This window comes from Criibacterium bergeronii, assembly GCF_001693775.2.
Lineage (GTDB): Bacteria > Bacillota > Clostridia > Peptostreptococcales > Filifactoraceae > Peptoanaerobacter > Peptoanaerobacter bergeronii.
The window spans coordinates 89,886-112,582 of sequence record NZ_MBEW02000005.1; the positions used below are offsets into that span (position 1 = coordinate 89,886).

25 protein-coding genes are annotated in these 22,697 nt (G+C 32.1%); 1 reads left to right on the plus strand and 24 read right to left on the minus strand.

The window, feature by feature from the left end; all coding sequences use genetic code 11:
- Positions 1-19 precede the first annotated feature (19 nt).
- The 8 genes from BBG48_RS03690 to BBG48_RS03725 all read right to left on the minus strand — a co-directional run bounded on the left by BBG48_RS03690 (position 20) and on the right by BBG48_RS03725 (position 6,314).
- Positions 20-247: a YdbC family protein gene (locus tag BBG48_RS03690; protein ID WP_068911348.1), complete on the minus strand. Its 228-nt coding sequence runs from the start codon at positions 245-247 to the stop codon at positions 20-22.
- Between the two features lie 41 nt (positions 248-288).
- Positions 289-762 (minus strand): 4'-phosphopantetheinyl transferase family protein, encoded by a 474-nt coding sequence (locus BBG48_RS03695; RefSeq protein ID WP_068911349.1) that lies wholly within the window; start codon positions 760-762, stop codon positions 289-291.
- Complete coding sequence (miaB, locus tag BBG48_RS03700; protein ID WP_068911351.1) at positions 762-2,192, minus strand: tRNA (N6-isopentenyl adenosine(37)-C2)-methylthiotransferase MiaB; 1,431 nt, start codon at positions 2,190-2,192, stop codon at positions 762-764. Before miaB ends, BBG48_RS03695 begins: the two co-directional genes overlap by 1 nt.
- 42 nt (positions 2,193-2,234) lie before the next feature.
- Positions 2,235-3,077 carry a 4-hydroxy-3-methylbut-2-enyl diphosphate reductase gene (locus BBG48_RS03705; RefSeq protein WP_068911353.1) on the minus strand — a complete coding sequence of 281 codons (843 nt, stop codon included), beginning with the start codon at positions 3,075-3,077 and terminating at the stop codon, positions 2,235-2,237.
- A 14-nt stretch (positions 3,078-3,091) separates the two neighbouring features.
- The gene (locus BBG48_RS03710) at positions 3,092-3,688 is read right to left on the minus strand and encodes a lysophospholipid acyltransferase family protein (RefSeq protein ID WP_068911355.1); all 597 of its coding nucleotides are present in this window, start codon (positions 3,686-3,688) and stop codon (positions 3,092-3,094) included.
- Positions 3,678-4,331 (minus strand): (d)CMP kinase, encoded by a 654-nt coding sequence (cmk, locus tag BBG48_RS03715; protein WP_068911357.1) that lies wholly within the window; start codon positions 4,329-4,331, stop codon positions 3,678-3,680. The genes BBG48_RS03710 and cmk overlap by 11 nt, the downstream gene beginning before the upstream one ends.
- 29 nt (positions 4,332-4,360) lie before the next feature.
- On the minus strand, positions 4,361-5,623 hold the full coding sequence (locus BBG48_RS03720) for a SpoIIE family protein phosphatase (protein WP_068911358.1): 1,263 nt from the start codon (positions 5,621-5,623) through the stop codon (positions 4,361-4,363).
- A gap of 127 nt (positions 5,624-5,750) precedes the next feature.
- Positions 5,751-6,314 (minus strand): manganese efflux pump MntP, encoded by a 564-nt coding sequence (locus BBG48_RS03725; protein ID WP_068911360.1) that lies wholly within the window; start codon positions 6,312-6,314, stop codon positions 5,751-5,753.
- A 575-nt stretch (positions 6,315-6,889) separates the two neighbouring features.
- Here BBG48_RS03725 and BBG48_RS10885 point away from each other — a divergent pair.
- Complete coding sequence (locus BBG48_RS10885; RefSeq protein ID WP_147292825.1) at positions 6,890-7,072, plus strand: hypothetical protein; 183 nt, start codon at positions 6,890-6,892, stop codon at positions 7,070-7,072.
- Between the two features lie 83 nt (positions 7,073-7,155).
- Here the strand turns inward: BBG48_RS10885 and nrdG are convergent, their stop codons facing one another.
- The 16 genes from nrdG to BBG48_RS03810 form a co-directional block, all read right to left on the minus strand.
- On the minus strand, positions 7,156-7,659 hold the full coding sequence (nrdG, locus tag BBG48_RS03735) for an anaerobic ribonucleoside-triphosphate reductase activating protein (protein WP_068911364.1): 504 nt from the start codon (positions 7,657-7,659) through the stop codon (positions 7,156-7,158).
- Positions 7,660-7,676: 17 nt separating this feature from the next.
- Complete coding sequence (nrdD, locus tag BBG48_RS03740) at positions 7,677-9,803, minus strand: anaerobic ribonucleoside-triphosphate reductase (protein ID WP_068911366.1); 2,127 nt, start codon at positions 9,801-9,803, stop codon at positions 7,677-7,679.
- Positions 9,804-10,151: 348 nt separating this feature from the next.
- Complete coding sequence (locus tag BBG48_RS03745; RefSeq protein WP_199560377.1) at positions 10,152-11,066, minus strand: sensor domain-containing diguanylate cyclase; 915 nt, start codon at positions 11,064-11,066, stop codon at positions 10,152-10,154.
- Between the two features lie 457 nt (positions 11,067-11,523).
- On the minus strand, positions 11,524-12,291 hold the full coding sequence (locus BBG48_RS03750) for a DUF4261 domain-containing protein (protein WP_068911371.1): 768 nt from the start codon (positions 12,289-12,291) through the stop codon (positions 11,524-11,526).
- Positions 12,292-12,351: 60 nt separating this feature from the next.
- Positions 12,352-13,611: an EAL and HDOD domain-containing protein gene (locus BBG48_RS03755; protein WP_068911373.1), complete on the minus strand. Its 1,260-nt coding sequence runs from the start codon at positions 13,609-13,611 to the stop codon at positions 12,352-12,354.
- A gap of 27 nt (positions 13,612-13,638) precedes the next feature.
- A complete protein-coding gene (locus BBG48_RS03760) occupies positions 13,639-14,256 on the minus strand; it encodes a hypothetical protein (protein ID WP_068911375.1) in 618 nt (205 codons plus the stop codon).
- A gap of 3 nt (positions 14,257-14,259) precedes the next feature.
- Positions 14,260-14,607 carry a hypothetical protein gene (locus BBG48_RS03765; protein WP_068911376.1) on the minus strand — a complete coding sequence of 116 codons (348 nt, stop codon included), beginning with the start codon at positions 14,605-14,607 and terminating at the stop codon, positions 14,260-14,262.
- Between the two features lie 4 nt (positions 14,608-14,611).
- Positions 14,612-16,048 carry a DUF342 domain-containing protein gene (locus tag BBG48_RS03770; RefSeq protein ID WP_068911379.1) on the minus strand — a complete coding sequence of 479 codons (1,437 nt, stop codon included), beginning with the start codon at positions 16,046-16,048 and terminating at the stop codon, positions 14,612-14,614.
- Between the two features lie 12 nt (positions 16,049-16,060).
- Positions 16,061-16,804: a sigma-70 family RNA polymerase sigma factor gene (locus BBG48_RS03775; RefSeq protein WP_068911380.1), complete on the minus strand. Its 744-nt coding sequence runs from the start codon at positions 16,802-16,804 to the stop codon at positions 16,061-16,063.
- A 125-nt stretch (positions 16,805-16,929) separates the two neighbouring features.
- Positions 16,930-17,277 carry a hypothetical protein gene (locus BBG48_RS03780; RefSeq protein WP_068911382.1) on the minus strand — a complete coding sequence of 116 codons (348 nt, stop codon included), beginning with the start codon at positions 17,275-17,277 and terminating at the stop codon, positions 16,930-16,932.
- Positions 17,278-17,292: 15 nt separating this feature from the next.
- Entirely contained in the window at positions 17,293-17,778 is a 486-nt protein-coding gene (locus BBG48_RS03785) for a chemotaxis protein CheD (protein ID WP_068911384.1), read from the minus strand.
- The gene (locus tag BBG48_RS03790; RefSeq protein WP_068911386.1) at positions 17,771-18,394 is read right to left on the minus strand and encodes a chemotaxis protein CheC; all 624 of its coding nucleotides are present in this window, start codon (positions 18,392-18,394) and stop codon (positions 17,771-17,773) included. Before BBG48_RS03790 ends, BBG48_RS03785 begins: the two co-directional genes overlap by 8 nt.
- Positions 18,395-18,415: 21 nt before the next feature.
- A complete protein-coding gene (locus BBG48_RS03795; RefSeq protein WP_068911388.1) occupies positions 18,416-18,835 on the minus strand; it encodes a chemotaxis protein CheW in 420 nt (139 codons plus the stop codon).
- Positions 18,836-18,846: 11 nt separating this feature from the next.
- Positions 18,847-20,964 carry a chemotaxis protein CheA gene (locus tag BBG48_RS03800; protein ID WP_068911389.1) on the minus strand — a complete coding sequence of 706 codons (2,118 nt, stop codon included), beginning with the start codon at positions 20,962-20,964 and terminating at the stop codon, positions 18,847-18,849.
- A gap of 2 nt (positions 20,965-20,966) precedes the next feature.
- Positions 20,967-22,058 (minus strand): protein-glutamate methylesterase/protein-glutamine glutaminase, encoded by a 1,092-nt coding sequence (locus tag BBG48_RS03805; RefSeq protein WP_068911391.1) that lies wholly within the window; start codon positions 22,056-22,058, stop codon positions 20,967-20,969.
- The gene (locus BBG48_RS03810) at positions 22,055-22,696 is read right to left on the minus strand and encodes a flagellar brake protein (RefSeq protein WP_068911392.1); all 642 of its coding nucleotides are present in this window, start codon (positions 22,694-22,696) and stop codon (positions 22,055-22,057) included. Before BBG48_RS03810 ends, BBG48_RS03805 begins: the two co-directional genes overlap by 4 nt.
- Between the last annotated feature and the right edge of the window lies 1 nt (position 22,697).

Sequence of the window (22,697 nt, forward strand, 5' to 3'; positions counted from 1 at the left end):
GACTTTTTGCCCTAATTTTTTAATCTTCAAAGTCCATATTGTTTAATATACCTTTTAATATTAGCATTTCTTCTTTGCTGAGCGTAATGCCCTTGCCCATTTTTTCATGTGACTCATCCCATGCTCTGATGTCATATTTTGGCTGTTTGTCATTCCACGAAACTAGATTAAGCTCCTTAGACCAACCATTGGCTGCTGTAGACAGCTCTCCAAAATTATCCACTATTTTAAATTTTAGCTCTGCCATATTAACTCCTATTATATAAAAATTAATCTGTCTGAATTATATCATAAACAAACTGATAATACATAATTTTTTAAAAAAAGTGTGAAACAATTGTAGTTTTTTGTATAAAGGCTAAAAATATCTGATAATTTCCAGCCATTTTTCTTAATGATTGCCTCTTTTTTTGTCCAAAATTCTAAAAATTTTTTTTCTTTTTCTAATTTGCTTTCTAAATTTTCATATTTCAAAAATTCTTCTTGAACCAGCACTTTTTTTGCTATATTATCCCTATCCTTTCCCTTTAGCACCTCTATGTCAATCCCAACCGGATTATCAGCCACTATTACAGCAATAAAGTCATTTTTATTTGATATGCTAAAATGCAAGCCATAACCCTTTATATATGGCTTGCCATTTTTTGTTTTTATGATGTCGTGTTTTTTTCCTTTGAAATCATAATAGTTTTTTAAAATTTCAAATATAAAATCTATTGACGTGACAGTCTTATTTATTTTTTCAAAATAAATGTCATACACTAGTCTACCTCTACCCCGTCCAAGCTAAAGGATTTTGTGGCTGTTATCTTTACATTTACTATTTGACCAATCTTGCTCTTATCTCCGGCAAAATTAATCAGCTTATTTTTTCTATTTCTGCCACTTAAAATTTGGTCGTTATTTTTGCTAAGCCCCTCTACTAAAACCTCTTCTATTTTGCCTAGATAAGCTTTATTTTTTCTAGCTGCTATCTCGTTTACTGTCTCAAGGAGCTGATTAAACCTCTCTTTTTTCACTTCTTCTGGCACTTGGTCTGTCATGACCGCCGCCTTTGTACCGGGTCTAGGTGAATATAAAAAGGTGAAGGCTAGGTCGTATTCAACTTGTTTTACCAAGTCCAAAGTATCTTTAAAATCTTGGTCAGTTTCTCCCGGAAATCCAACAATAATGTCTGTGGTTAAGGCAATATCAGGCACTTTTGATTTGATTGCCTCGATTTTTTTTAGGTAATCTTGTCTTGTATAATTTCTGTTCATTTTTTGAAGTATGCTGTTGCTGCCCGATTGTACCGGCAAATGCAAGCTTTCGCATAATTTATTCAGTTCTACAAATGAATCTATCAGCTCTATAGATATGTCTTTTGGGTGAGATGTCATGAACCTAACTCTTTGTATGCCGTCTATCTTGTCTATATCTTTTAGGAGCATTGGAAATGTATATTTTTCTTCAAAATTATTGCCGTAGGAATTTACATTTTGCCCAAGTAAAGTTATTTCTTTTACTCCACTTTTAGCCAACAGCTCAATTTCTTTAATGATGTCCTTAGGTAGTCTACTTCTTTCTCTGCCTCTTGTGTATGGCACTATGCAATAGGTGCAAAAATTGTTGCAGCCATACATAATATTTACAAAGGATTTGAAGTCATATCTTCTAATTGATGGCAAACCCTCTATTACGTCTCCATCTATTTTCCAAACGTCTGATACTGTTTTTTTATCTTCTTGGGAAATGTAGGTGTATAAAAGCTCAGGAAATTTGTAAATGTTGTGTGTGCCAAATATCAAATCAACGTGTCTGTATTTTGCCAAGATTTCGTCTACTACTTCGTCTTGCTGCATCATACAGCCACAAGTAGCTAATATTTTATCCGGATTCTGTTTTTTTAAGTTTTTTAATGCTCCAATATTGCCAAAAAATCTATCCTCTGCATTTTCTCTTACTGCACAAGTGTTGTATACTATTATATCAGCCTCTTCTTGGCTGTCAGCCTCAATATAGCCCATGTCCTGCATAATTCCGCTCAGGTTTTCGCTATCATGCTCATTCATTTGACAGCCGAAGGTTGTGATAAGATAGGATTTTTTTTTGCCTGTTAAGGTTTCAAATCTGTCATTTTCAGCCTTTATCAGGTCTACATAGTATTCTTGGTTGGTGAAATTTTGACTATCTAGTATATTTATTCTGTTCAAAAAAATTCTCCTTTAAAAATGTAAAATCAATTTCTAAAAGGGTTACTGATTTTTAGAAATTGATTTTATATAATCAATTACTTCTTCAATTACAAAATCCGGAGTTGATGCTCCGGCAGTTATTCCTGCTTTATTTATACCGTCAAAATCGTAGCTTTCCAGCTCTTTTTTATCCTCTATAAAAACACTTTTTACATATTTGGCTGTCAGCTCAAACAGTTTTTTTGAGTTGGAGCTTTTTTTATCTCCAATAACTATCATTAAATCCACTTTTTTTGCCAGCTCTACTGCACTATCTTGTCTTTTTTTCGTGGCAGAGCAGATTGTATTAAATATAGTTATATTTTTGTACTTTGCTTTAATTTTATCTACTATTGTCTCATACTTTTGAGTGTTAAAAGTGGTTTGAAAAACCAGTATATACTCCTTATCCAAATCAATGTCAAGCTTATCCACGTCCTCAGCGGACGTGATAAATATAGCAGTATAATCAGCTCTTGAGTTTATACCGATGACCTCAGGATGATTTTTGTCACCGGCTATAATTATATTTTTTCCTGATTGATAATTTTGCTCTACTGTATCTTGTATCTTTTTTACAAAAACGCAGGTCGCATCTATGACCTCAACTCCTTTTTGTTTGGCTAAAGTGTAAATATTTTTTTCTACTCCATGGGAGCGAAATAAAATACTTTCGTATTCACTTTTTATATCATTTACTACTATCAGTCCGTTGTCGCTCAACCTTTGTATGGCTCTTTTGTTGTGAATGATATCGCCAAAGCTGTAGAGTATGCCCTTTTCGTCCATTTTTTCCATAGCGGTATCTATGGCTTTTTTTACACCATAGCAATATCCGGAATGTTCACTTACAATTATTTCCATTATTTTTCTCTATATTAATTTTGTTTCAAGTTTATTATGTTCATTACTTCATCAGCCACTTTTTTATAATTGTCTAATTTTCTTGTCTTATCTCTATCTTCTACAATTTGTAGCGGCACATTATATGGCTCATGATAGATTATTTTTATTTTAGAAAATGGCTTGTAACCCTCTGTAATTATGCTTACAGGTATTACAGGTGTGTTTGTAGTGACTGCAAACATACCAATGCCTAGCTTGGCGTCCTCGTCTTGTCCTTGTTTTACTCTAGTGCCTTGAGGAAAAATGCCCAAAACCTCGTTATTTTTCAAAACCTTTAGGCATCTTTTCAGAGCCTTCATGTCATTTTTTTGTCTATCTATAGGGATGGTGTAAGCTTTTTCCAGTAAATAGGCAATAATTTTATTTTTAAATAATTCTTTTTTAGCCAAAAAATGTATTTTTCTATTTTTAGTTTTTGCCATTACCACTACTACATCAAAATTGCTGGTATGATTGCAAGCTAATATATAAGCCTTGTCACTAGGTATGTAGTTGTTTCCTTGGACGTCCACTCTAAAAAATATTTTTACAAACACCATTAATACAAATCTTGCAATACTATATAACATCTTTTCCCTCAACATAGTCTGCTAAAAGCTCTAATACATCTTGTATACCAAGAAAGCTGGTATCAATTTCTATAGTATCCTCTGCTTTTTTTAGCGGAGCGATATCTCTATTAGAGTCTATATTGTCACGATTTTGAATGGATTTTTTTATCTCATCAAAATCAGGCTGCATTCCCTTTTGTAGCTCCTCATCATAGCGTCTTTTAGCTCTTACATCTACGCTTGCACTTAGGAAAAATTTATGTTCAGCATTTGGAAAAACTACACTGCCCATATCCCTTCCCTCGCATACTAAAGAAGTGTTTACAGCACATTTTCTTTGTAGAGAGGTGAGCTTGTCTCTGACAGCTTTTAGAGCGGATACTTGGGAAACATTTTTATTAACTCTGTCCGACCTGATTTCTTTTGACACGTCTACGTTATTTAATAAAGTGCCGGTTTTATTAAAAGTGATGTTGATTTCGTCCATTTTAGACTTTATAAGCTCTTCGTCATCAAAATTAATATTATTATCTAAAAAATACAAAGTCACTGCCCTATACATAGCACCGGTGTCCAAATATACAAAGCCTAATTTTTCCGCAAGCAGTTTTGCTACAGTGCTCTTGCCTGTACCTGCCGGTCCATCTATTGTTATTATCATGATATCCTTTCATAAAAGATATTACAAATTTATTCATTTAAATCGTTTACTCTAAGTGTAACCATGGTTAAATCGTCTTTTATCTCATCATTATCTGAGTATTCCTGCAAGGTGCTAAATATAGACTTGCATATATCATCTTTATTTTGCTCTAGCTGAGAAATCAGGTATTTGCCTAGATTATCCACTCCAAACTCTTGCCCCTCTTTATTTTTTACTTCTATAATACCATCTGTATAAAGGGCTATTAGCTCCATATCTGTTATGTCAATTTCATCCTCAATGTATTTAGCATCTTTTAAAACTCCAAGCGGTAGTACAGCCGTCTCTTGTGCCAAGCTGCAATGTCTTTTGCTGTCCTTGTCCTTATAAACTAAAATAGGCACTGTATGTCCGGCATTTGATATGTATGCAACCTTACTTTCAAAATCTAAGTATATCATTTTTGCTGTAACAAATACGTCTAGCTTATCCAGCTCATTGAAAAGAATAGTATTTAATCTGACTAATATTTCAGACGGGGAATGGGTTTCCATAAGTAACAGCTCTATTGCACCCTTCATCATTGCTACGAAATAGTTGCTCACTATACCATGCCCCATAACGTCTGCTATGAAGAGAATGTATTTTTTTTCAGCCAATTTTTTAAATTTGCAAAAATCTCCACCTACATATTTGAATGGAACATTTAGATAATCAACATTGATATTGCTGTCATCATTGGCGATTTCGTCCTCCATTATTAGCTGCTGCTGCTCACTTATAAGCTTTAAATCCCTCTTAATAAATGAGCTGTCAAAGGCTTTGTTAGTCTGTATAAAAGTAATTGTCGACAAGGCAACTTGGGCGGCGTACACCCTAAGAACACTTATATCCTCAGGCAAATATCTTGGTGCATTAATCAATATAACATCACCAAGCACTTCATCCCCCTTATACAATCTTACAAAGGCAAGTGAGAATACCCCTAGCTCTACTAATTTTTCAGGCAGCTCAGCTTTAGAAAAAATTCTTTTTTCATCACTTTTCATCAATTTTACAAAAGCAAGACTTTCTGCTAACATACCTGAGTTGCCTATAGAATAAAGCATTTCATTGTAGTCATCATTTCCATGCAAATATACCAGCACTGACTCAGAGTCGGTGGACTTTGCCAAATCCTCAGCAATCAGCTTGAAATACTTATCTAAATTCCTTTGCTCATACAAAACCTTATTAGTTTTTTCTATGTTATCTGCTGCATCTCTAATCTTATAAAATACTGTCGAGGCTCTTTCAATGCAATCGTTCAAAATATCACCCCCTTTAAGTATAAAATATTATATCATTATAATAAAAATAAATCTACTTTTTATCAATTTTTATTTGGAAAATGCAAAAATTTTTACATTTTTGTAACTTACTAATAATCAGTTTGTTTTATATAACTCCTAGGTGCTCCAAAAGAATTTTTAAACCCAAAAGTATCAAAATTACTCCGCCAACAAACTCCGCTTTCTTTTCAAATTTATCTCCAAAAACACTCCCAATGTTTACCCCTATCGCAGAAAAAATAAAGGTCGTTGTACCTATAATTGTTATTGCAAGCCAAATATTTATATTTCCAACCATTGCCAGTGATATACCTATAGCCAGTGCATCTATAGATGTTGCTATAGCCATAGGAAACATAACTTTAAAGGATAAATCCGATGAAGAGTCCTTGCATACAAGCTCCCTTGACTCCTTTATCATATTATATCCAATTGCAGCTAATAGTATAAAAGCAATCCAGTGGTCGAATGGCGATATTGCTGAATAAAATAAATTTCCAAGTAAAAAACCAATAAGTGGCATAAGTGCCTGAAACCCTCCAAACCACGCTCCACACGTTGCCATTGCCTTTTTACTAGCCCTTGGCATACTCAATCCCTTACATACCGATACAGCGAACGCATCCATACTCACGCCCACGCCTAACAATATTAATTCAGCAAACCCCATAAAAATCCCCCATATAACCTTTATAAACTACTAGAGATTGTTTTTATAATTTTTATTAATACCCAAATATGCACTATTACTTACTAGAGCGTAAAATTTTATCATTATTAAACCAAAATGTCAATGTTATAAAAATATGCTAAATTAATTAATACATTATTTAAAACTTTGTATTTAAATTTTAAATTTATGTGATATAATTTAGCTATAAATCCATACTTTTGTACTATAATACATAATTACTTATAAATAAATCTTAATTTTTAAATTAATAAGTGCACTTCATGAGAGGAAGAACGTACGTTGATAAAATCTTATAAAAGATTAATTAAAATATTAATCTTGTGGGCTCTATTTTTAGCTATTTTATTTCTGTTACCCAAAAAAATGATTTATACAGTAACATATTATCTTTTTTAGCTGGTCTTTTTGCTTCATTTTTTATAATTAGCGTATACAAAAATCGCAAAGAATACAAATTTTATATCACAATATTATTTTTATTTGATGCCTTTGCTTTTTCTTTATTGCTGATTTTGTTCAACTGGGGTTTAACTAACAACATTAGGTCAAATATGCTACAGGCAATGATGCTAAAAAGAGAACAAAAAATGAACCAAGACTTAGAAAATCTTGGCTGCGATGAAATTCAAGGTTTTATTTTCGGTAAGTCCGTACCTCCGGATACGTTTGAAATGGCTCATATACTGCCTATCAAAAAACAAGTTATGTTTTCCCCTGTCAGCTCTATTTTGTAAATTTAATCAATAAACTTATACATGAAAAAGCTTGATTTTAATAAGTGCTTATTAAAATCAAGCTTTTTATTGTAATATTTTGACTATAGCTTATCAGAAATGTCTACTATTTCATTTTGCTCTATGGATTTTTTTACATCTATTATTCTCTGATTTGATGAACCTCTAAATTTTAATTTTAAATTTTTAAGCTTTTCCACAAACCTGCCATCTACAAGTATATCAAAATAAGGAAGTATCCTTTTTTTATCTTCATCGGCTATTATCTCTTCGTAGGTGTAACCTGAATAAATCCATATAGGCTTGGCTACCTCTTGTCTTACTTTTTTCAAAAAATCTATCATAGTATCAATATCCTGCTGTAAAGGCTCACCTCCAAGGATTGTAAGTCCGCTTACCACTTCCTCTTTGACGTATGATATTATCTGCTCTATCTGCTTGTCTGTAAACTCATTACCGTAGGCAAAATTTTGATATTCTTTATTAAAGCAATTATAACAATTATGCGTACAACCACTTACAAATAACGTAGTCCTAATGCCTGTACCGTTTGCTGTGTCATAGTGTCTTATTTGTGCATAATTCATTTTTATCTAAGGATATTTTATAGATGTAATACTCTATCTTTAATATCCTTTGTCCTTCCTTTCGACCAAAAATTTTCTCCCAAATATCCGCAAGTACGTCTGACTACATTCATTTTTTGCATATCCTTGTTGTGGCACTGTGGACATTCCCATTCAAGGTCGTCATTTATAATTATTTCGCCATCATAGCCACATACTTGACAATAGTCTGATTTAGTGTTGAATTCTGCATAGGTTATGTTGTTATACATGAAATCTATTACTGTTTCAATTACTTGCGTGTTATTTGTCATATTTGGTATTTCTATATAGGATATACTTCCTCCTGTGGATATTGTCTGAAATTCTGCCTCTAATTTTAGCTTGTTAAAGGCGTCTATTTCTTCTGATGGTGTTACATGATAAGAATTTGTATAATATCCTCTGTCTGTAACCCCTTCTATTATACCAAAGTTCTTTTGGTCTATCTCACATAGTCTGCCCGCTGTAGACTCTCCCGGTGTGCCGTAAAGGGTAAAGGCAAGTCTTGTTTCTCTTTTCCACTGGTTTGCTCTTTCTCTCATAAAGTTTAGTATATCTACTGCAAACTGATGACCCTCTTTTGTAGTTATAGACTCACCAAGCATAGAGTATACCGTTTCATGCAGTCCTATATAACCTACTGATACGGTCGCATAGCCGTCTAAGAATAATTTACCTATTTTTTCTCCTTGGTCAAGTCTAGCAAGTCCGCCGTACTGCCAGTGGATTGGTGATACATCTGAAGGCTGATTTTTAAGCAAATTATATCTTAAAAGTCCCATTTCTTTTATTAGGTTCAGTCTTTCGTCTAATATGCTGTAGAATTTATCTTTATCTTTTTCAGCAAGTATTGCTACTTGTGGTAGGTTTATTGTCTGAACTCCTATATTTAATCTACCTTCAAATTTATATTCGCCTTTTTCATCCTTGTAAGCTGGTAAAAAGCTTCTGCATCCCATTGGTGAGAAACAGTTTCCCTCATAAATTTCAGACATTTTCTTTTCGCTGATATAATCAGGATACATTCTTTTTGCTGTGCACTGAGCGGCAAGCTTTGTAATGTAATAATATTTGCCTCCCTTTGTAGTGCTTTCGTTAAGCACATATACTAGCTTAGGGAAGGATGGAGTTATTTTCACTCCTGAGGCATTTTCTATCCCTTCAATTCTTTGCTTTAATACTTCTTCTACTATCATTGCCATTTCTTTTTCATATGGCATACCTTCTTTTAGGTTCATAAACATTGTTACAAACGGCGCTTGTCCATTAGTAGTAAGTAGTGTATTTACCTGATATTGTATGGTTTGTATACCGGATTTCAGCTCTTTTTTAGTCAATTTTTCTGCAAGTCTGCTGGCAACCTCTTCGTCTTGCACTTCTTCGATTACTTGATTATAGTATTTTTGATAAGAAATTGGTACAAATTGTGCCAAATGCTTTAGGTCAACCGATTGTCCACCGTATTGGTTACTGGCTATTTGTGCAATAATTTGTGTCAATACTGTGCAGGCAACTTGAAAGGATTTTGGCTTTTGGATTTGCTTTTTATTTATAACTGTACCGTTTTCAAACATATCTCCTATGTTAATTAGGCAACAGTTTGTCATTGGTTGCAATATATAGTCCATATCATGAATATGAATTGACCCATTTTTGTGTGCTTGCACTAGATGTGCCGGTATAATTTTTCTCATAGCTATGTCTTTGCTAATTTCACCGGCTAAGAGGTCTCTTTGTGTAGAATTAAGTATAGCGTCTTTATTTGAATTTTCTGTAATTACAGCCTCATTTGTCCTGTCTACCAAGGTCATTATGTTTTCGTCTGTGGTGTTGTTTTCCCTTTGGAATTTCCTTACAGCCTTATATGCCTCATAAGCCTGTGCTGTAGTATTTTGACCGTGTGCAATAAGCTTGTTAAATACTTTATCTTCTATTGTAAAAATAGATATTGTAGTGACTGCATCATCAACACACTCATCATAAATTTCATTGGCAACATCCATTGCTGTACTATAAGAATAAATTCCGCTACCGTACTTCATCGCTTTTTCAATGGCTCTTACTATTCTCATTTTGTCGAATAAAACTTCATTGCCATTTCTTTTTATTACTTTGATGTTCATTCTTACCCCCGCCCAAAATTCAATTCCTTACGTTAAATTAAATAATATGATATAAAATTAGACCAATACACATTTTACCCAAATATGTAATATAAAAACTATATTTTGTGATTAGTTCAAAAATATATACTATATCTTGTGAACTACAATATATTTTAACAATTATTTTTTTAAAGTCAATATTGACTTTTTTCTAAAGTCATGCACTATTTGCTAAATCTCATCAAATTTATGTAAAAAATTTTTTTAAAGAAAAAACGTTATTTTATCTTCAAACTATATTAAAAAAATTATCCAATAATATATGAATTCATATATTATTGGATAATTTATAAACAAACGCTTAATTTACCCCATAGTAACTCTATTTTTCCCACTTTTTTTAGACTCATACATAAGGTCATCAGCTCTTTTAACTAAGGATTGTAAATAATCCTCTTTTTTTATCATAGTTGCACCAAGAGATATAGTAATGTGAAGTTCAGCTCCATTTTCTCTTAAAATGGAGTTTTCTACAAGCATCCTTATCTTTTCAGCATTTTTTTCTAATTCATCATAGTCTATTGCAGGAAGAATTACTAAAAATTCCTCTCCGCCCCATCTACCTATTAAATCGTTTTTTCTTATAGCGTTTAACATAGTATTTGAAACTGTCTTTAAAACTTTATCTCCCAGCTCATGCCCATAAGTATTATTAAAGTTTCCAAAGTTATCTATGTCACCAAAAATTACACCTAAAGCAATCCCTAAGTCCTTATATTCATTTATTTTTGCATTCAAAAAGCTTTCAGCATACCTTCTGTTAGGAATACCGGTAAGCTGGTCGTGTAAAGCAATCACCTTTAATTCTTCTTCACTATAGCTTTCTTTTTCTTCCATCATCAACGGTTTATTTTCAGAAATTTCTCTAAAAACTTCTATCCCGCCTATAATCTTACCATTTTCTACCAAAGGAGTAATATTAGTATGAATTTTAACTCTATGCCCATCCTTATGATGTAGAAAAACCACAGCGTTTCTTTCTTCTCCATCCATCAAAGACTTATGAAGTGGACACCCTGACAAACAAAGTTTATTTCCATTCTCATCTACATGATTTAATATATTATCATTGCAATGCTTACCAATTATTTCGTCTGAATAAAACCCCGTTATTAATTCAGCACCTTTATTCCAAAAAGTGATTGTCCTATCCACATCTACAAAATATATTCCCTCATACAAATTTTCAAGAATTGAGTTATAAAAATCATTTACTGCCAAAATTTATCACTCCTTTTAAATTTTTGTTTGTACGAAACGCATAACAATTTTAGCCTTTGGATTTCATATCTTTTCTTTTTATAGCTATACCAACTGTTATAAAAGACAATCACAAATTTTTTTGTGTTTAATCAGTTACAAAAAAGTGCATATGTACTTGTGAAAAATTATAGTCTTTTATACTTTTGTCATTCCTAGCCTATATTGAAGTGTACAAAAACCCCTTACTGAAAATTTAAAGGCATTAAGGAAAAATTTAAAAAATAAAATCCCTCACTTTATTTATTTGTAATTTTTACATACTTTTGATACATTATACTCAAATTAACCATAAAAATCAACCTAATTAAAGTATATTTCTAAAATTTAGAAAATATGAAATACCCTAGATATATAACTATCAAAATATACTTCTTCCTTTTTAAATACATAAATTTCTATGTTTGAATTTATTTTACTACAGCTCATAGACTTTTACGGTTTTGCCCTTTATATTTACGCCATCGTTATATTCCACATCAAATTTAACGTTAGATGTATTTCCATCCTCATCTTGCTCCTGCAATGTCAGCGTCTCCCCATCTATTAGCTCCTTGTCATTATCTATTATATAATAAGCTATATTATATAATCTCATCTGCACTGTATCAATATCCTTGTCACTATCCAAAATTTCCATTTCAGGCTTGCCAAAATCCTTCAGTCCGGTAGTAAATGCACTAATCCCGCTTTTATCTTCTTTATATGACACATTTATCAAATTATATATTGGTAGATAATCCTGTTTTAAAAACATAGTCTCTTGCACAAATGTGTTTGAGTCTATTATCTTACTTGGGGTCATAACACCTATTGAATAAGGCTCTGATAATACACTAGACACTACTTTACAAAAATCTGATGCAGTCTCTACCGGATTAGCTTCTGTTACTGCCCCAACAGCCACATGCGAAATATGATTTATCGCCAAATTGGTAAACTCCTCATCCATCTCAGACATTACAGATTTAACTTTAACCTCTTCAATAGGTACTTGAAAGTCAACGTATTTTACAATAAATGTTGTATCATTAATCTTAAACTTTACCAAATAAGGTTCTTCAGTATATCCATCACTATCTGCATTGACTTTTATATTCCATACGTTTTTTAGTGTAAAAAATATGCTGTTTAAGTCAAATTCTCTACTATTTTGTAAACACATTCCTGCAAACGCAAAACTCATAAATTCCTCCTTAACAAAAAAGCTGATTTCTCATGAAATCAGCTATAATTTTACTTTATTTTAGTCTCCTAATTCATCCATTATTTCTTGACTTGCTTGCACAGCATTTAGATATATAGCTGCGATGCTTTCATAATTCAGATTATTTAAATCACATAGCTTTTTAAATTTATCCCAATCACCGTTTTCATAACTCTTAACGATCTCTAATAAATTATGAATAGGTCCTTCTCCGTTTAAAACAGCTCCAGCTATTTGATTTGAAAGTTCAAGAGACTCTACTACCTCTTTCATAGTCATATCAAACAAAATATCAAACATATCTATCATAGATGCAAGTATAGTTTCACCAAGTAAATCTTTTAGTCTAGGATTATCCTTTAAAAGATTTTCCATGAAAATAGTCCTTACCACGATAGTTTTCATGACTTCAACGTTTAGAGCTTTTTTCTTATTACCCCTAACCTTAGCATCCTGAAACATTATTATTTTTATCCACTTGCTAAGCTTTTTATAGCCTAATAATGTTACTGCTGTATTTATAGAATCTATTTTAACAAAAAGATTTACCCTTTGAGAATTTGCTATCCTGATAATTTTATATGTGAGTGCAGGGTCTTTTTCAATCAATTTAGAAACCTTGAGCAAATCTACCATATCTATTGAATCGTCCGAATTTATTTTAGAGCTACTTAACTCCTTTAAAATATTAAGACACGACTTAATATTTACTGATATATAATTCCCCTTATGCACTATAGGTCTTGCATAATAATATCCTTGGAAAAATTTATAGTTTAACTTTGTCGCCAAATAATGCATATTTTCATTTTCTACTTTTTCTGCAAGCAAAATCTTATCTTTAAATTTTTCTCTAGTAGACAATTTTATAATTTCATCAACACTATTTTGGATAAAATCCACCTTTATTATATCAGCTAGGTCTATAAACTGTTCACATTTATAATCCATAGTGTAATCATCGACTGCAAATTTAAAGCCTAATTGTTTTAGCTTTAATATCCTATCAATGACTATTTTTTCTTCTTTTACACTCTCTAATATTTCTATAACGTGCTCTTTAGGGGATAATACATCTACGATATTATCAAGTAGCAAATCCTTGTCAAAGTTTAAAAAAAATTTTTTTCTACCTGTCTCTTTAGAGTCGCTATAAAAAGTATTAAAGTTTGTCAAAACATCCATAGTCTTTTCTATGTTGCTACTATCGCCTTCTTGCTCATTTCGATATAGTAACTCATACGCAATCACTTTGTTTTGAGTATTAAATATAGGTTGTCTAGCAAACAACATATCCATTTTGTATATCTCCAATCTTTCCATTTCCTACTGCATTAATACGTCACAAACTTCTCTTAAAGATGAGCCTGTTTTAAACTGTTTTTGTCCAAATTTAATCTTAGTGTTCAAGTTTCCAAGATAGATTAACTTCATAAATGACTTTTTGTCTTGGATTAGCTTACTGGCATAAAGAGCTTCCGATACGGCTGAAGAACGTGACTCAATGCTTTTAAGTGCCGCATTTAGTTCTTTTGAATTATTAATTATACCATACTTTTGAAGAACAATCGAAACATTGTACCTGTCAAAATTTAATAACTCAAAAATCATTATCAAATCATTTTTATAAGGATATACATTATTATCTACCAATAAATCTGCAATTTCATTATAGCTCATGTCCTTACTAATTTCTAATGAAATAGTCTGATTAGCTTTAATAGTTTCATCTTCTTTAGCTTTAGTTTCTTCTTGTTTAGCAAGTTTTTCCAATTGAGCCTTTAGAGCCGTATTTTCTACTGAAAGTGCTTGAATTTGTCCCCTAGCATCCTCTGACACAGCCATTGACTTAGAGGTTGAGAAATAAAATAATAATCCTAAAATTGATATATTTATACCCAAAATAATTCCAATTATAAAATTAATTTTAGATTTATTTTCCATTTTCTATCTTCCTCGCATTTTCAAAAGAAGTTCTACTTCTTTGACGCTCTTATTCATCTTTTTAGCCATTTCTTGAACACTCATGCCGTTATTAGTATATAGTGATATTTCATCTACAGGTCCACAATTGCTACTAACATCTATAGAATTAACAACTTGCGTCAGTAGCTCAACTTTTTCTTCCAATTCCTGCAATTTTTTTTCAAAAAGCATCAACTGTGCATCTATCCTAACTTCTTGTGTAATATCTTGGCTATTATTCTTAAAATTTATCTTATAAAAAATAAATACCACTAAAAATAAAGAAATCAAAGAAACTATGGCAATTCCAAAAATAATATATGAACTCATTTAACTATCCTTCTTCTATTGCAATTTCATTGCCTTTAAGATATATTTTACATCTATGATGTATATCCTTAATATATCTTATGTTATCAACTATAGTAATTTTCACTCCTGGATATATGCTATTTCTAACTGACAAGTAGCTAAACTTAATCTGTTTCATATTACTTTGTATTAGTTGCATTTCATCTTGTATCTCTTTAATTCTATTAATGTTTTCGTTATATTTTTTTAGAGATTTAGTAAAAGTAATTTTTTTGATTAAATCCATTCTACCTTTTTGTAGCATCTCACTACCTGATTTTATCGCTGGAGTAAGTATAGCTGTTTCTTTATTGATTTCCGACAATTCTTGTTTCAGTTTTTCCAATTCTCTTGTTTTTTCAACGTCAATTCCAAGTGTAATGCTAGTCTTAGTACCCATGCTTGACCCAACCACTGATGCAATTATACTTTCTTTTGCAATAATTTCTCCACCAGCAATAAGACTTTTTTTAGAGTTTAATGTTATCTTACCTGTAGCTACAACTCTTGAGTGAATTATATAATCGGTTTTTATATCTTGACCGGAAAATACATTTGCATTTTCAATGAATTTACATATTACAGAACCCTTTACTTCTATTTGAGCAAGCTCACTGCCTTGTATACCGCCTTTTACTACCAAGTCACCCATAACATTTATATTACACGCTTCAATTACGCCATTTACTTCAAGAGACCCCTTAGCATTAATTCCAAAGCCGGATTTTACATCGCCCTTGACAACTACTCCTCCAACAAAATCTATATTTCCTACACCTGTATCAACGTCACCATCAATAACAAGTATTTCGTTTACAGATATTTTTCCGTCTATGTATTCTAATCTACCGTCTGAGCTAGCTATTAATTTCAGACCGTCTTCACTTACTTCTACATTTTTCCCATATTTAAACTGGATATCCTTACCTGCTGCAGGCACAATCATTGTACCTTTAACATTTTTACCTGGTACTCCCTCTTCGGCCGGAATTTTATATGCAATTTCATCACCAGTCTTTGCCTGCTGAAACCAGTTTAATGCTTTAAAATCTATATTGCCATCTTCATCTTGCACAAGGTTTATATTTTTCGACAAATCAAAATTAAATTTAATGACCGCATCTTTTCCATCTACAGGAAGTGTTGCCTGAGCTATAAGTATCGGTTCATCAAATTTTTTTGAAGCAACCATTGATGCCATTACCTGCAAATCAAGACCATACTTAATGTCATTTTCCTTTAAAAAAATCATTACGTTATCCATGGTAACATAGTCTTGAACAGGTTCTCCTACTTGTTCAGACTCTTCAGTGTCAAGCTTACTTACAGAAATATATGCTTTAAGATAATCTTTTTCCACTATAAGAGCCATATTGAAACCATTGACTTTCTTTTCAATTTTGTCCATTTGAAAATTCATAAATTATCTCCTTTATTGCATATAATCCTTAAGTTTGACTAGTGCCGAACTGACTATTTGTGATATTCTAGACTCTGTGACTCCGACAATCTCTGATATCTCTTTATAAGTAAGATTTTCATAATAGTAAAGATTAATTATCGTTTTTTCCTTTGGTTTAAGTTTATCAATAGCTTTTGTAAGGTCATTTAACGTATCTTTATACTCCAAGCTTTCTTGAGGTGAGTTTTCTTTTTTCTCATCCATTAGTTGTAGCTTGTAGTTGTCTGCGAATTCTTCTTCTATTGAAACAACATTATAAAACGATGTCTGAGCAAGCAACTTATCAATTTCTTCAACTTCTATACCTAAATAGTTTGCCAGTTCTTCATCTGTTGCTTCTCTTCCTAGTTCATTTTCCAATTTTTGAAATGCCATATTTACAGCTTTAGATTTTTGTCTTACAGACCTTGGAATCCAATCTTGATTCCTTACATGGTCTATAATTGAACCCCTAATTCTAAAAGACGCATAGGTTTCAAATTTAATTTGCTTTTTGTAGTCATATTTATCAATTGCATCTATAAGCCCTATTACACCATATCCCATAAGGTCATCATACTCTATCTTTTGAGCATAGTAAGAAAATAGTTTACCGGAAACTATTTTTACTAGATTAACATACTTAGAAATAATTGAATTTCTAACTTCCAGTTTTTTATTAGGGTCTTTTTCTAAATTATATACTTCCCAAATATTTACTTCTTTTCCATCCATGACATTAACTCCCTTTAGGCATTTATGGTCATTTCTTGCAGGCAAATTTAATTATAGACACTATTTAATAAACTATTTTCTTAAAATAGATGCTTATAAATAATCAAATTATTAGTTAATGAATTTTAATTTTCAGTTCCCTCACTTACCACAAAATCTGAGTTAGCCTCATTGTTTTCTTGTATTTGTTCTTCTGGTTGACTCATCTCATCTAGTAGCTTTTTAATGTCCTCTTGATTATCTGCTCCAACATTTTGTTCAAACGTGGATTTAGTTTCAACTATTTTTTCTTCAAAAAATATTGTCTCATAAATATACCCTATCAATATAACTAAAATACTCACAAAAAATATACATATAAAAAGAGTTTTAATATATTCTAATAAAGAAATTTTAGTCACTACACCATATATAGTGTAAAGCATAAGTACAAAATAATTTATATAGATAAGTCTCAATATCTTAAGATTCATATAATCCACTCTTTTTTATATTATACTTTCTCCCTTTCCTATACTTTTTATATGAAGTTGCAATGAAGGAATATCAAAAGTAATAGTTCTACCGCTATTTCCAAGCGTATCTTCTGAAACAATTGGTATATTTAATGATTTTAGCTTAGCCTTAACAGCCTCCACATTCTTTGTACCGATGTTAAGGTTATCAGTCTTTAAAGAAACGCTAAACATCTGAGCTCCTCCAGCTATCTTTGCTTTAAGAGAACTCTTTGAAACGCCTGCCTTAATAAGGTCTTCCATCATTAAATCTATACAAGTATCAGCAAATTTTAATTTATTTGCATTGTTTTTTATTTCTAAACTTGATGGTAGCATGACGTGCGCCATACCTGCTATACCTTTACTTGCATCAAATATAACAGCCCCAACACAAGAACCTAATCCCAATGTAATTAAACCATCTGGAGCTTTTGCGATTTTATAATCTGCCATACCTACTCGAAGTATATTACTCATCCTTTAAAACTCCCAACATTCTAAATAATTTTTCAAAAGAGTCTAAATCCGGCATAAAGAAGAAGTAGCAGTTAACATCGTCCCCTTCTAAATCTAAAACATTCTCTATTAAAATCAGTTTATCAGACTCAATCCCATATTCAACTGCAGGAACACTAAGTATAGAGCTTACCATATCTATACTTACCGATGGAATAGAAATATTCATAAACAAGCTTGAAAACATTGATATTGCATTTACATATCCGCTTGTCATTATATTTCCAAGCTCTTGTATTACAGACCTTTCCATTTCTCCATATTCATTTCCTTGGACTTCTGTTCCAAGTAGGCTTCTAATAAGTACGTTAGCTGATTTAGTATCCAACAATGTAAGTATTGTGCCTTGAATATCACCAGTGAAATTAATATATACTCCTATAGTAATTTCTTCAGGGTCTTCAAACATTTCTACTACTTTTTGAGTATCAATGACTTCAATATTTGGAACCTGCATATCTACTTTTTTGTTAATCATCTGCGACAAAGAAGTAGCCGCATTCCCAGAGCCTATGTTACCTATCTCTTTAAGCAAATCTAAGCACATACTATTTATATTGTCTATAGTAAAATTCATTTCCCGTACTCCTTATAAAATCTATTTACTTAAAACCTTGTCTACATCTAGAAGTATTATCATTCTATCATTATCCCTTGCAATTCCTCTAACATAGGTTTCATCTATAGAATCTTCTTTTGCTGAATAATCAATCTGAGATTGTTCTAAGACCTTTACTTCATAAGTGGAATCCACTATATATCCTATCATCATATCATCCATCTTATTTACAATTATTCTACTTTCAGAATCCATTTGTTTTTTAGGAAGACTTAACCTCAATCGTAAGTCTATAATAGGAACAATTTCCCCTCTAAGGTTAATAACACCTGCAACATAATTCGGAGTTCTTGGTACTCTTGTTATGGCATTATCTCTTTCTATTGTTTCAACAGTGTCTATCTTTATAGCATAATATTCGTCTTCAAGAGTAAATATTACATATTGATTATCATTCATCTATAGACCTCCTAATTAAATATTTCATTGGTATCTATGATTAATGCAACTCCACCATTACCTAGTATAGTTGCTCCAGCAATTAATTTAACAAAGTGCAGATATGGTCCTAGTGATTTTATTACTATTTCTTGTTGACCTATTAAGGAATCTACAATAAGTCCTAAGTCCTTATCACCTTTTCTAACTATTACTACAGTTACTGTACCTTGTTTTCTTTCGCTATTTTCAACTTCCATTACCTCGGACATTCGCTTTAATTCAAGAGGTGTATCTCTGTAAAGTATAATTTCTTTACCTTCAATGTTTCTAATATTTTCAGTGTTTATATCTGTTATCTCTTTGATGTTATTTAGTGGTATTGCATATTTTTCATCTCCGATAATAACAAGAAGTGCTTGGATAATCGCTAATGTAAGCGGAAGTCTTATTATAAATGCTGAACCCTTGTCTTTTTCAGTTTTTACTTCAACTGTACCGCTAAGTGTTTCTATCTTGTTTTTAACTACATCCAGTCCGACCCCTCTACCTGATACATTACTGATATGGTCAGCTGTTGAAAAACCTGCTGCAAATATCAATTCAGCCGCCCTGTTGGCATCCATTTCATCAGCTTGCTCTTTTGAAAGTATTCCTCTTTCAATTGCTTTTTCTTTTACTTTTTCAACATTTATACCAGCACCATCATCGGTTACTTCTATAACAACAGTATTCCCGTCTTGGAAAGCTATTAATCTTACTGTTCCTTTTTCATTTTTGCCCTTTGCAATTCTTTCTTCAGGTGATTCAATACCATGGTCAGCAGAATTTCTCAGTAAGTGAATTAGTGGGTCTCCTATCTCATCGATAACAGTTCTGTCAACTTCTGTTTCTTCACCTTCCATTATTAGTTCTATTTCTTTATTTAAATCCTTTGATAAGTCTCTTACAACTCTTGGGAATCTGTTGAATACTCTTTCTATAGGCACCATTCTAACCTTAGTAACTGCATCGTGTAGGCTAGTTGTAACTCTTTCCAAATATTCTATAGCATCTGTCATATTTTGGCGTTTGCTAAATATCTCGCTATCTTCTAGTCTAGTTTTTACGATTATAAGCTCACTTACTAGGTTCATAAGATTATCTAATCTATCTGTATCAACCCTTATAGTCTTAGAAGATTTATTTGCTCTGGATTCTGTCTTTTTAGCGTCAGCAGGAGCACTTGCCTTTGTAGATTGAGCTGCTATCTGAGGTGCTGCTGTTTGCTGAGGCTCTACCGGTTTTAATTCTGACTGAGGTGCTTGAGTAGCTGGTTGTTCTTGTTTTACTTCTTGTGGTTGTTCTTTTTGCTTTAAGTTTTCGATGTCAAAAGCACTTACTTCAACTTTTGTAATTTCTGAAACATTTTCTATTAATCCTTTTAGCTCATCTACTGATTCTTGTGTTAAAACTAAAAGACTAAATTGTCCTTCAAAAGATTCTTTTTCCAAATCGTCAGAAGATGGATTTGAGTATACTATTTCTCCAATATCTTCAACATTTTTATACACTATAAATGCTCTAGCAGATTTAAGCATACATTTTTCATCTACATATACATCCGCCTTATATACACTCATTCCTGAGCTTATTGCTTGAGATAATGAGCTATAGAGTGCATCTTTATCTGTTTCAGACAAATTTAAAGATAGTCCATTTGTACTATCTGTCTGTGATGCAGAAGCCGTCTGCTCGTTGCTTTTTGTTTCTTGAGTTACTGTTCCGCCGGATTCAATGCTTTCAAGTCTAGTAACTAAATCCGTAATATCAATATTTTGTTCTTTACCTTCTGTTTCTATGTTTTTTACTTGTCCTTCAAGCACGTCTAAGCCCTCGAAAAGTGTATCGATTATGTCTCTGTTTACAACTATTTTTTGAGAACGGATACCATCTAATACATTTTCCATCTTATGGGTCAATTTTTGCATATTTGTGAAACCCATTGTACCCGACATTCCCTTTAGTGTATGGGCAATTCTAAAAATTTCATTAACAGTTTCCATATCATTTGGATTATCTTCTATTCTTAGCAGACATTCGTTTAGGTTTTGCAGATGTTCTCTAGACTCGTCTAAGAAAATATCAATGTATTGGTCAAAATTAAACATTTTCATACCCCCATAATTTTATTAATCTCGCGTGATATTTCACGCAAGGGTAAAACTTTATCAACCTTGCCTGTTTGTATTGCTACTTTAGGCATACCAAAAACTACGCAAGTAGATTCGTCCTCAGCAATAGTAACTGCTCTTTTTACATCTTTTAGCTTAGCTAGACCATTTGCTCCATCACCGCCCATACCAGTCATTATAACTGCTACAACTTCATCTACTTTGCTTTGTGAAACAGACTCCATCATTGCATCTACTGACGGCTTGTGTCCATTTACCGGAGCAGAATTTTCAAGATTAATTTTGAATTTATCTTTATCAACAGATGTTATCTTCATTTGTAGTCCACCAGGTGCTACATAAGCAACTCCATTTTTTAATAATTCCCCATCTTCAGCTTCCTTCACTGAAAGTGAAGAAAACGAATCTAGTCTTTCCGCTAGAGATTTTGTGAATCCCTTTGGCATATGCTGTACTATTAAAACCGGAGCATTTATATTACCTTTTATACTTGGAATAACCTCATGTAAAGCTCTCGGTCCTCCTGTGGAGGTACCTATAGCAATAATTTTTTTAACGATATCCCCACTTGCTGTTTTTTGAAAAGGAGTTTGCTTTTTAGTTTCAACTTCATTACTTGTAATTCTGTCTAACGTAGCATTTTGATGTCTCATATAAGACATAACATTTACTCTTGCAACTGCTTTTACTTTATCTTTTATCTCATTTGCAAGTCTCTCTCCCTGCACTGTAAAAATATTTTGCGGCTTTGCAATAAAGTCGACCGCACCATACTCCAATGCGTCTAATGTTATATCCGCTCCTTCAGTAGTAAGTGAGCTTAACATTACTACCGGAGTCTTTTTCATTTCCATAATTTTTTTCAATGTTTCAATACCGTTTAATATTGGCATCTCCACATCAAGTGTAATAACATCATAGTCATTTTTTGCTACTAATTCTAACGCAGACTTCCCATTTTGTGCGGTGTCAATCTTAATAAAATCTTCATCTGCTGAGAATATATTAGTTAGAATTTTCCTGATGAAGGCGGAATCATCTACTATTAATAATTTTAAATTCCTATTCATTTTGAATTATTCCTTCTTTTAATTTCTCTTCTTTGTTTTTCAAATACATATTTTACAATAACATTCTGGTCATCCTCATATAAGTCATAAAACTCAACACTTACTTCAGATTTACCAAAACCTATTTTGTCAACTTTAACAACCTTCGCTTCTAAATCTAAATCTTCTCCTAATAATGTGATGTTTAATTCTACAAGGTCTCCTAATTTAAAATCTTGTCTCGAAAGAAATTTTAATCCTCCACCACTAATGTCCAAAATAATCGTCTCTTCAAAAATTACATCTCCCAACCTTCTGACTATAACGTCAAGGTCAGATTTTACTCTGTAGAAATTTCTTCGTTGTAGTTTTTTAACTTCTCCTAGTCTTCGTAATTTCAATAAATTTATTTTCTCTCTAACCTTTGCAACAATTTCTGTTTCAAAGCTATGCAAGCCGTGATTTTCTACTTGAAAGACCACATCTAACCTTGTTCCGTTTAAAAAACGCACTTCTTTGCCTTCTTTACTCGGATTTTCTACCATAAGTTCAATCTCTGAATCTAGACTAATTACTCTGCTGGCATATTCCTCGTTTTCACCATTCTTTTTTTTGTAAATTAAATTAATATTTTGAAATTGACTTATATAGTAAAGCACG

Coding starts and splice junctions, on each gene's coding strand:
- BBG48_RS03690 (WP_068911348.1), bottom strand. CDS start 247: ATGGCAGAGCTAAAATTTAAAATAGTGGATAATTTTGGAGAGCTGTCT.
- BBG48_RS03705 (WP_068911353.1), bottom strand. CDS start 3,077: ATGGAAATAATTGTAAGTGAACATTCCGGATATTGCTATGGTGTAAAA.
- BBG48_RS03710 (WP_068911355.1), bottom strand. CDS start 3,688: ATGTTATATAGTATTGCAAGATTTGTATTAATGGTGTTTGTAAAAATA.
- cmk (WP_068911357.1), bottom strand. CDS start 4,331: ATGATAATAACAATAGATGGACCGGCAGGTACAGGCAAGAGCACTGTA.
- BBG48_RS03725 (WP_068911360.1), bottom strand. CDS start 6,314: ATGGGGTTTGCTGAATTAATATTGTTAGGCGTGGGCGTGAGTATGGAT.
- BBG48_RS10885 (WP_147292825.1), top strand. CDS start 6,890: ATGCTACAGGCAATGATGCTAAAAAGAGAACAAAAAATGAACCAAGAC.
- nrdG (WP_068911364.1), bottom strand. CDS start 7,659: ATGAATTATGCACAAATAAGACACTATGACACAGCAAACGGTACAGGC.
- nrdD (WP_068911366.1), bottom strand. CDS start 9,803: ATGAACATCAAAGTAATAAAAAGAAATGGCAATGAAGTTTTATTCGAC.
- BBG48_RS03750 (WP_068911371.1), bottom strand. CDS start 12,291: ATGAGTTTTGCGTTTGCAGGAATGTGTTTACAAAATAGTAGAGAATTT.
- BBG48_RS03755 (WP_068911373.1), bottom strand. CDS start 13,611: ATGGATATGTTGTTTGCTAGACAACCTATATTTAATACTCAAAACAAA.
- BBG48_RS03760 (WP_068911375.1), bottom strand. CDS start 14,256: ATGGAAAATAAATCTAAAATTAATTTTATAATTGGAATTATTTTGGGT.
- BBG48_RS03765 (WP_068911376.1), bottom strand. CDS start 14,607: ATGAGTTCATATATTATTTTTGGAATTGCCATAGTTTCTTTGATTTCT.
- BBG48_RS03770 (WP_068911379.1), bottom strand. CDS start 16,048: ATGAATTTTCAAATGGACAAAATTGAAAAGAAAGTCAATGGTTTCAAT.
- BBG48_RS03775 (WP_068911380.1), bottom strand. CDS start 16,804: ATGGATGGAAAAGAAGTAAATATTTGGGAAGTATATAATTTAGAAAAA.
- BBG48_RS03780 (WP_068911382.1), bottom strand. CDS start 17,277: ATGAATCTTAAGATATTGAGACTTATCTATATAAATTATTTTGTACTT.
- BBG48_RS03785 (WP_068911384.1), bottom strand. CDS start 17,778: ATGAGTAATATACTTCGAGTAGGTATGGCAGATTATAAAATCGCAAAA.
- BBG48_RS03790 (WP_068911386.1), bottom strand. CDS start 18,394: ATGAATTTTACTATAGACAATATAAATAGTATGTGCTTAGATTTGCTT.
- BBG48_RS03795 (WP_068911388.1), bottom strand. CDS start 18,835: ATGAATGATAATCAATATGTAATATTTACTCTTGAAGACGAATATTAT.
- BBG48_RS03800 (WP_068911389.1), bottom strand. CDS start 20,964: ATGTTTAATTTTGACCAATACATTGATATTTTCTTAGACGAGTCTAGA.
- BBG48_RS03805 (WP_068911391.1), bottom strand. CDS start 22,058: ATGAATAGGAATTTAAAATTATTAATAGTAGATGATTCCGCCTTCATC.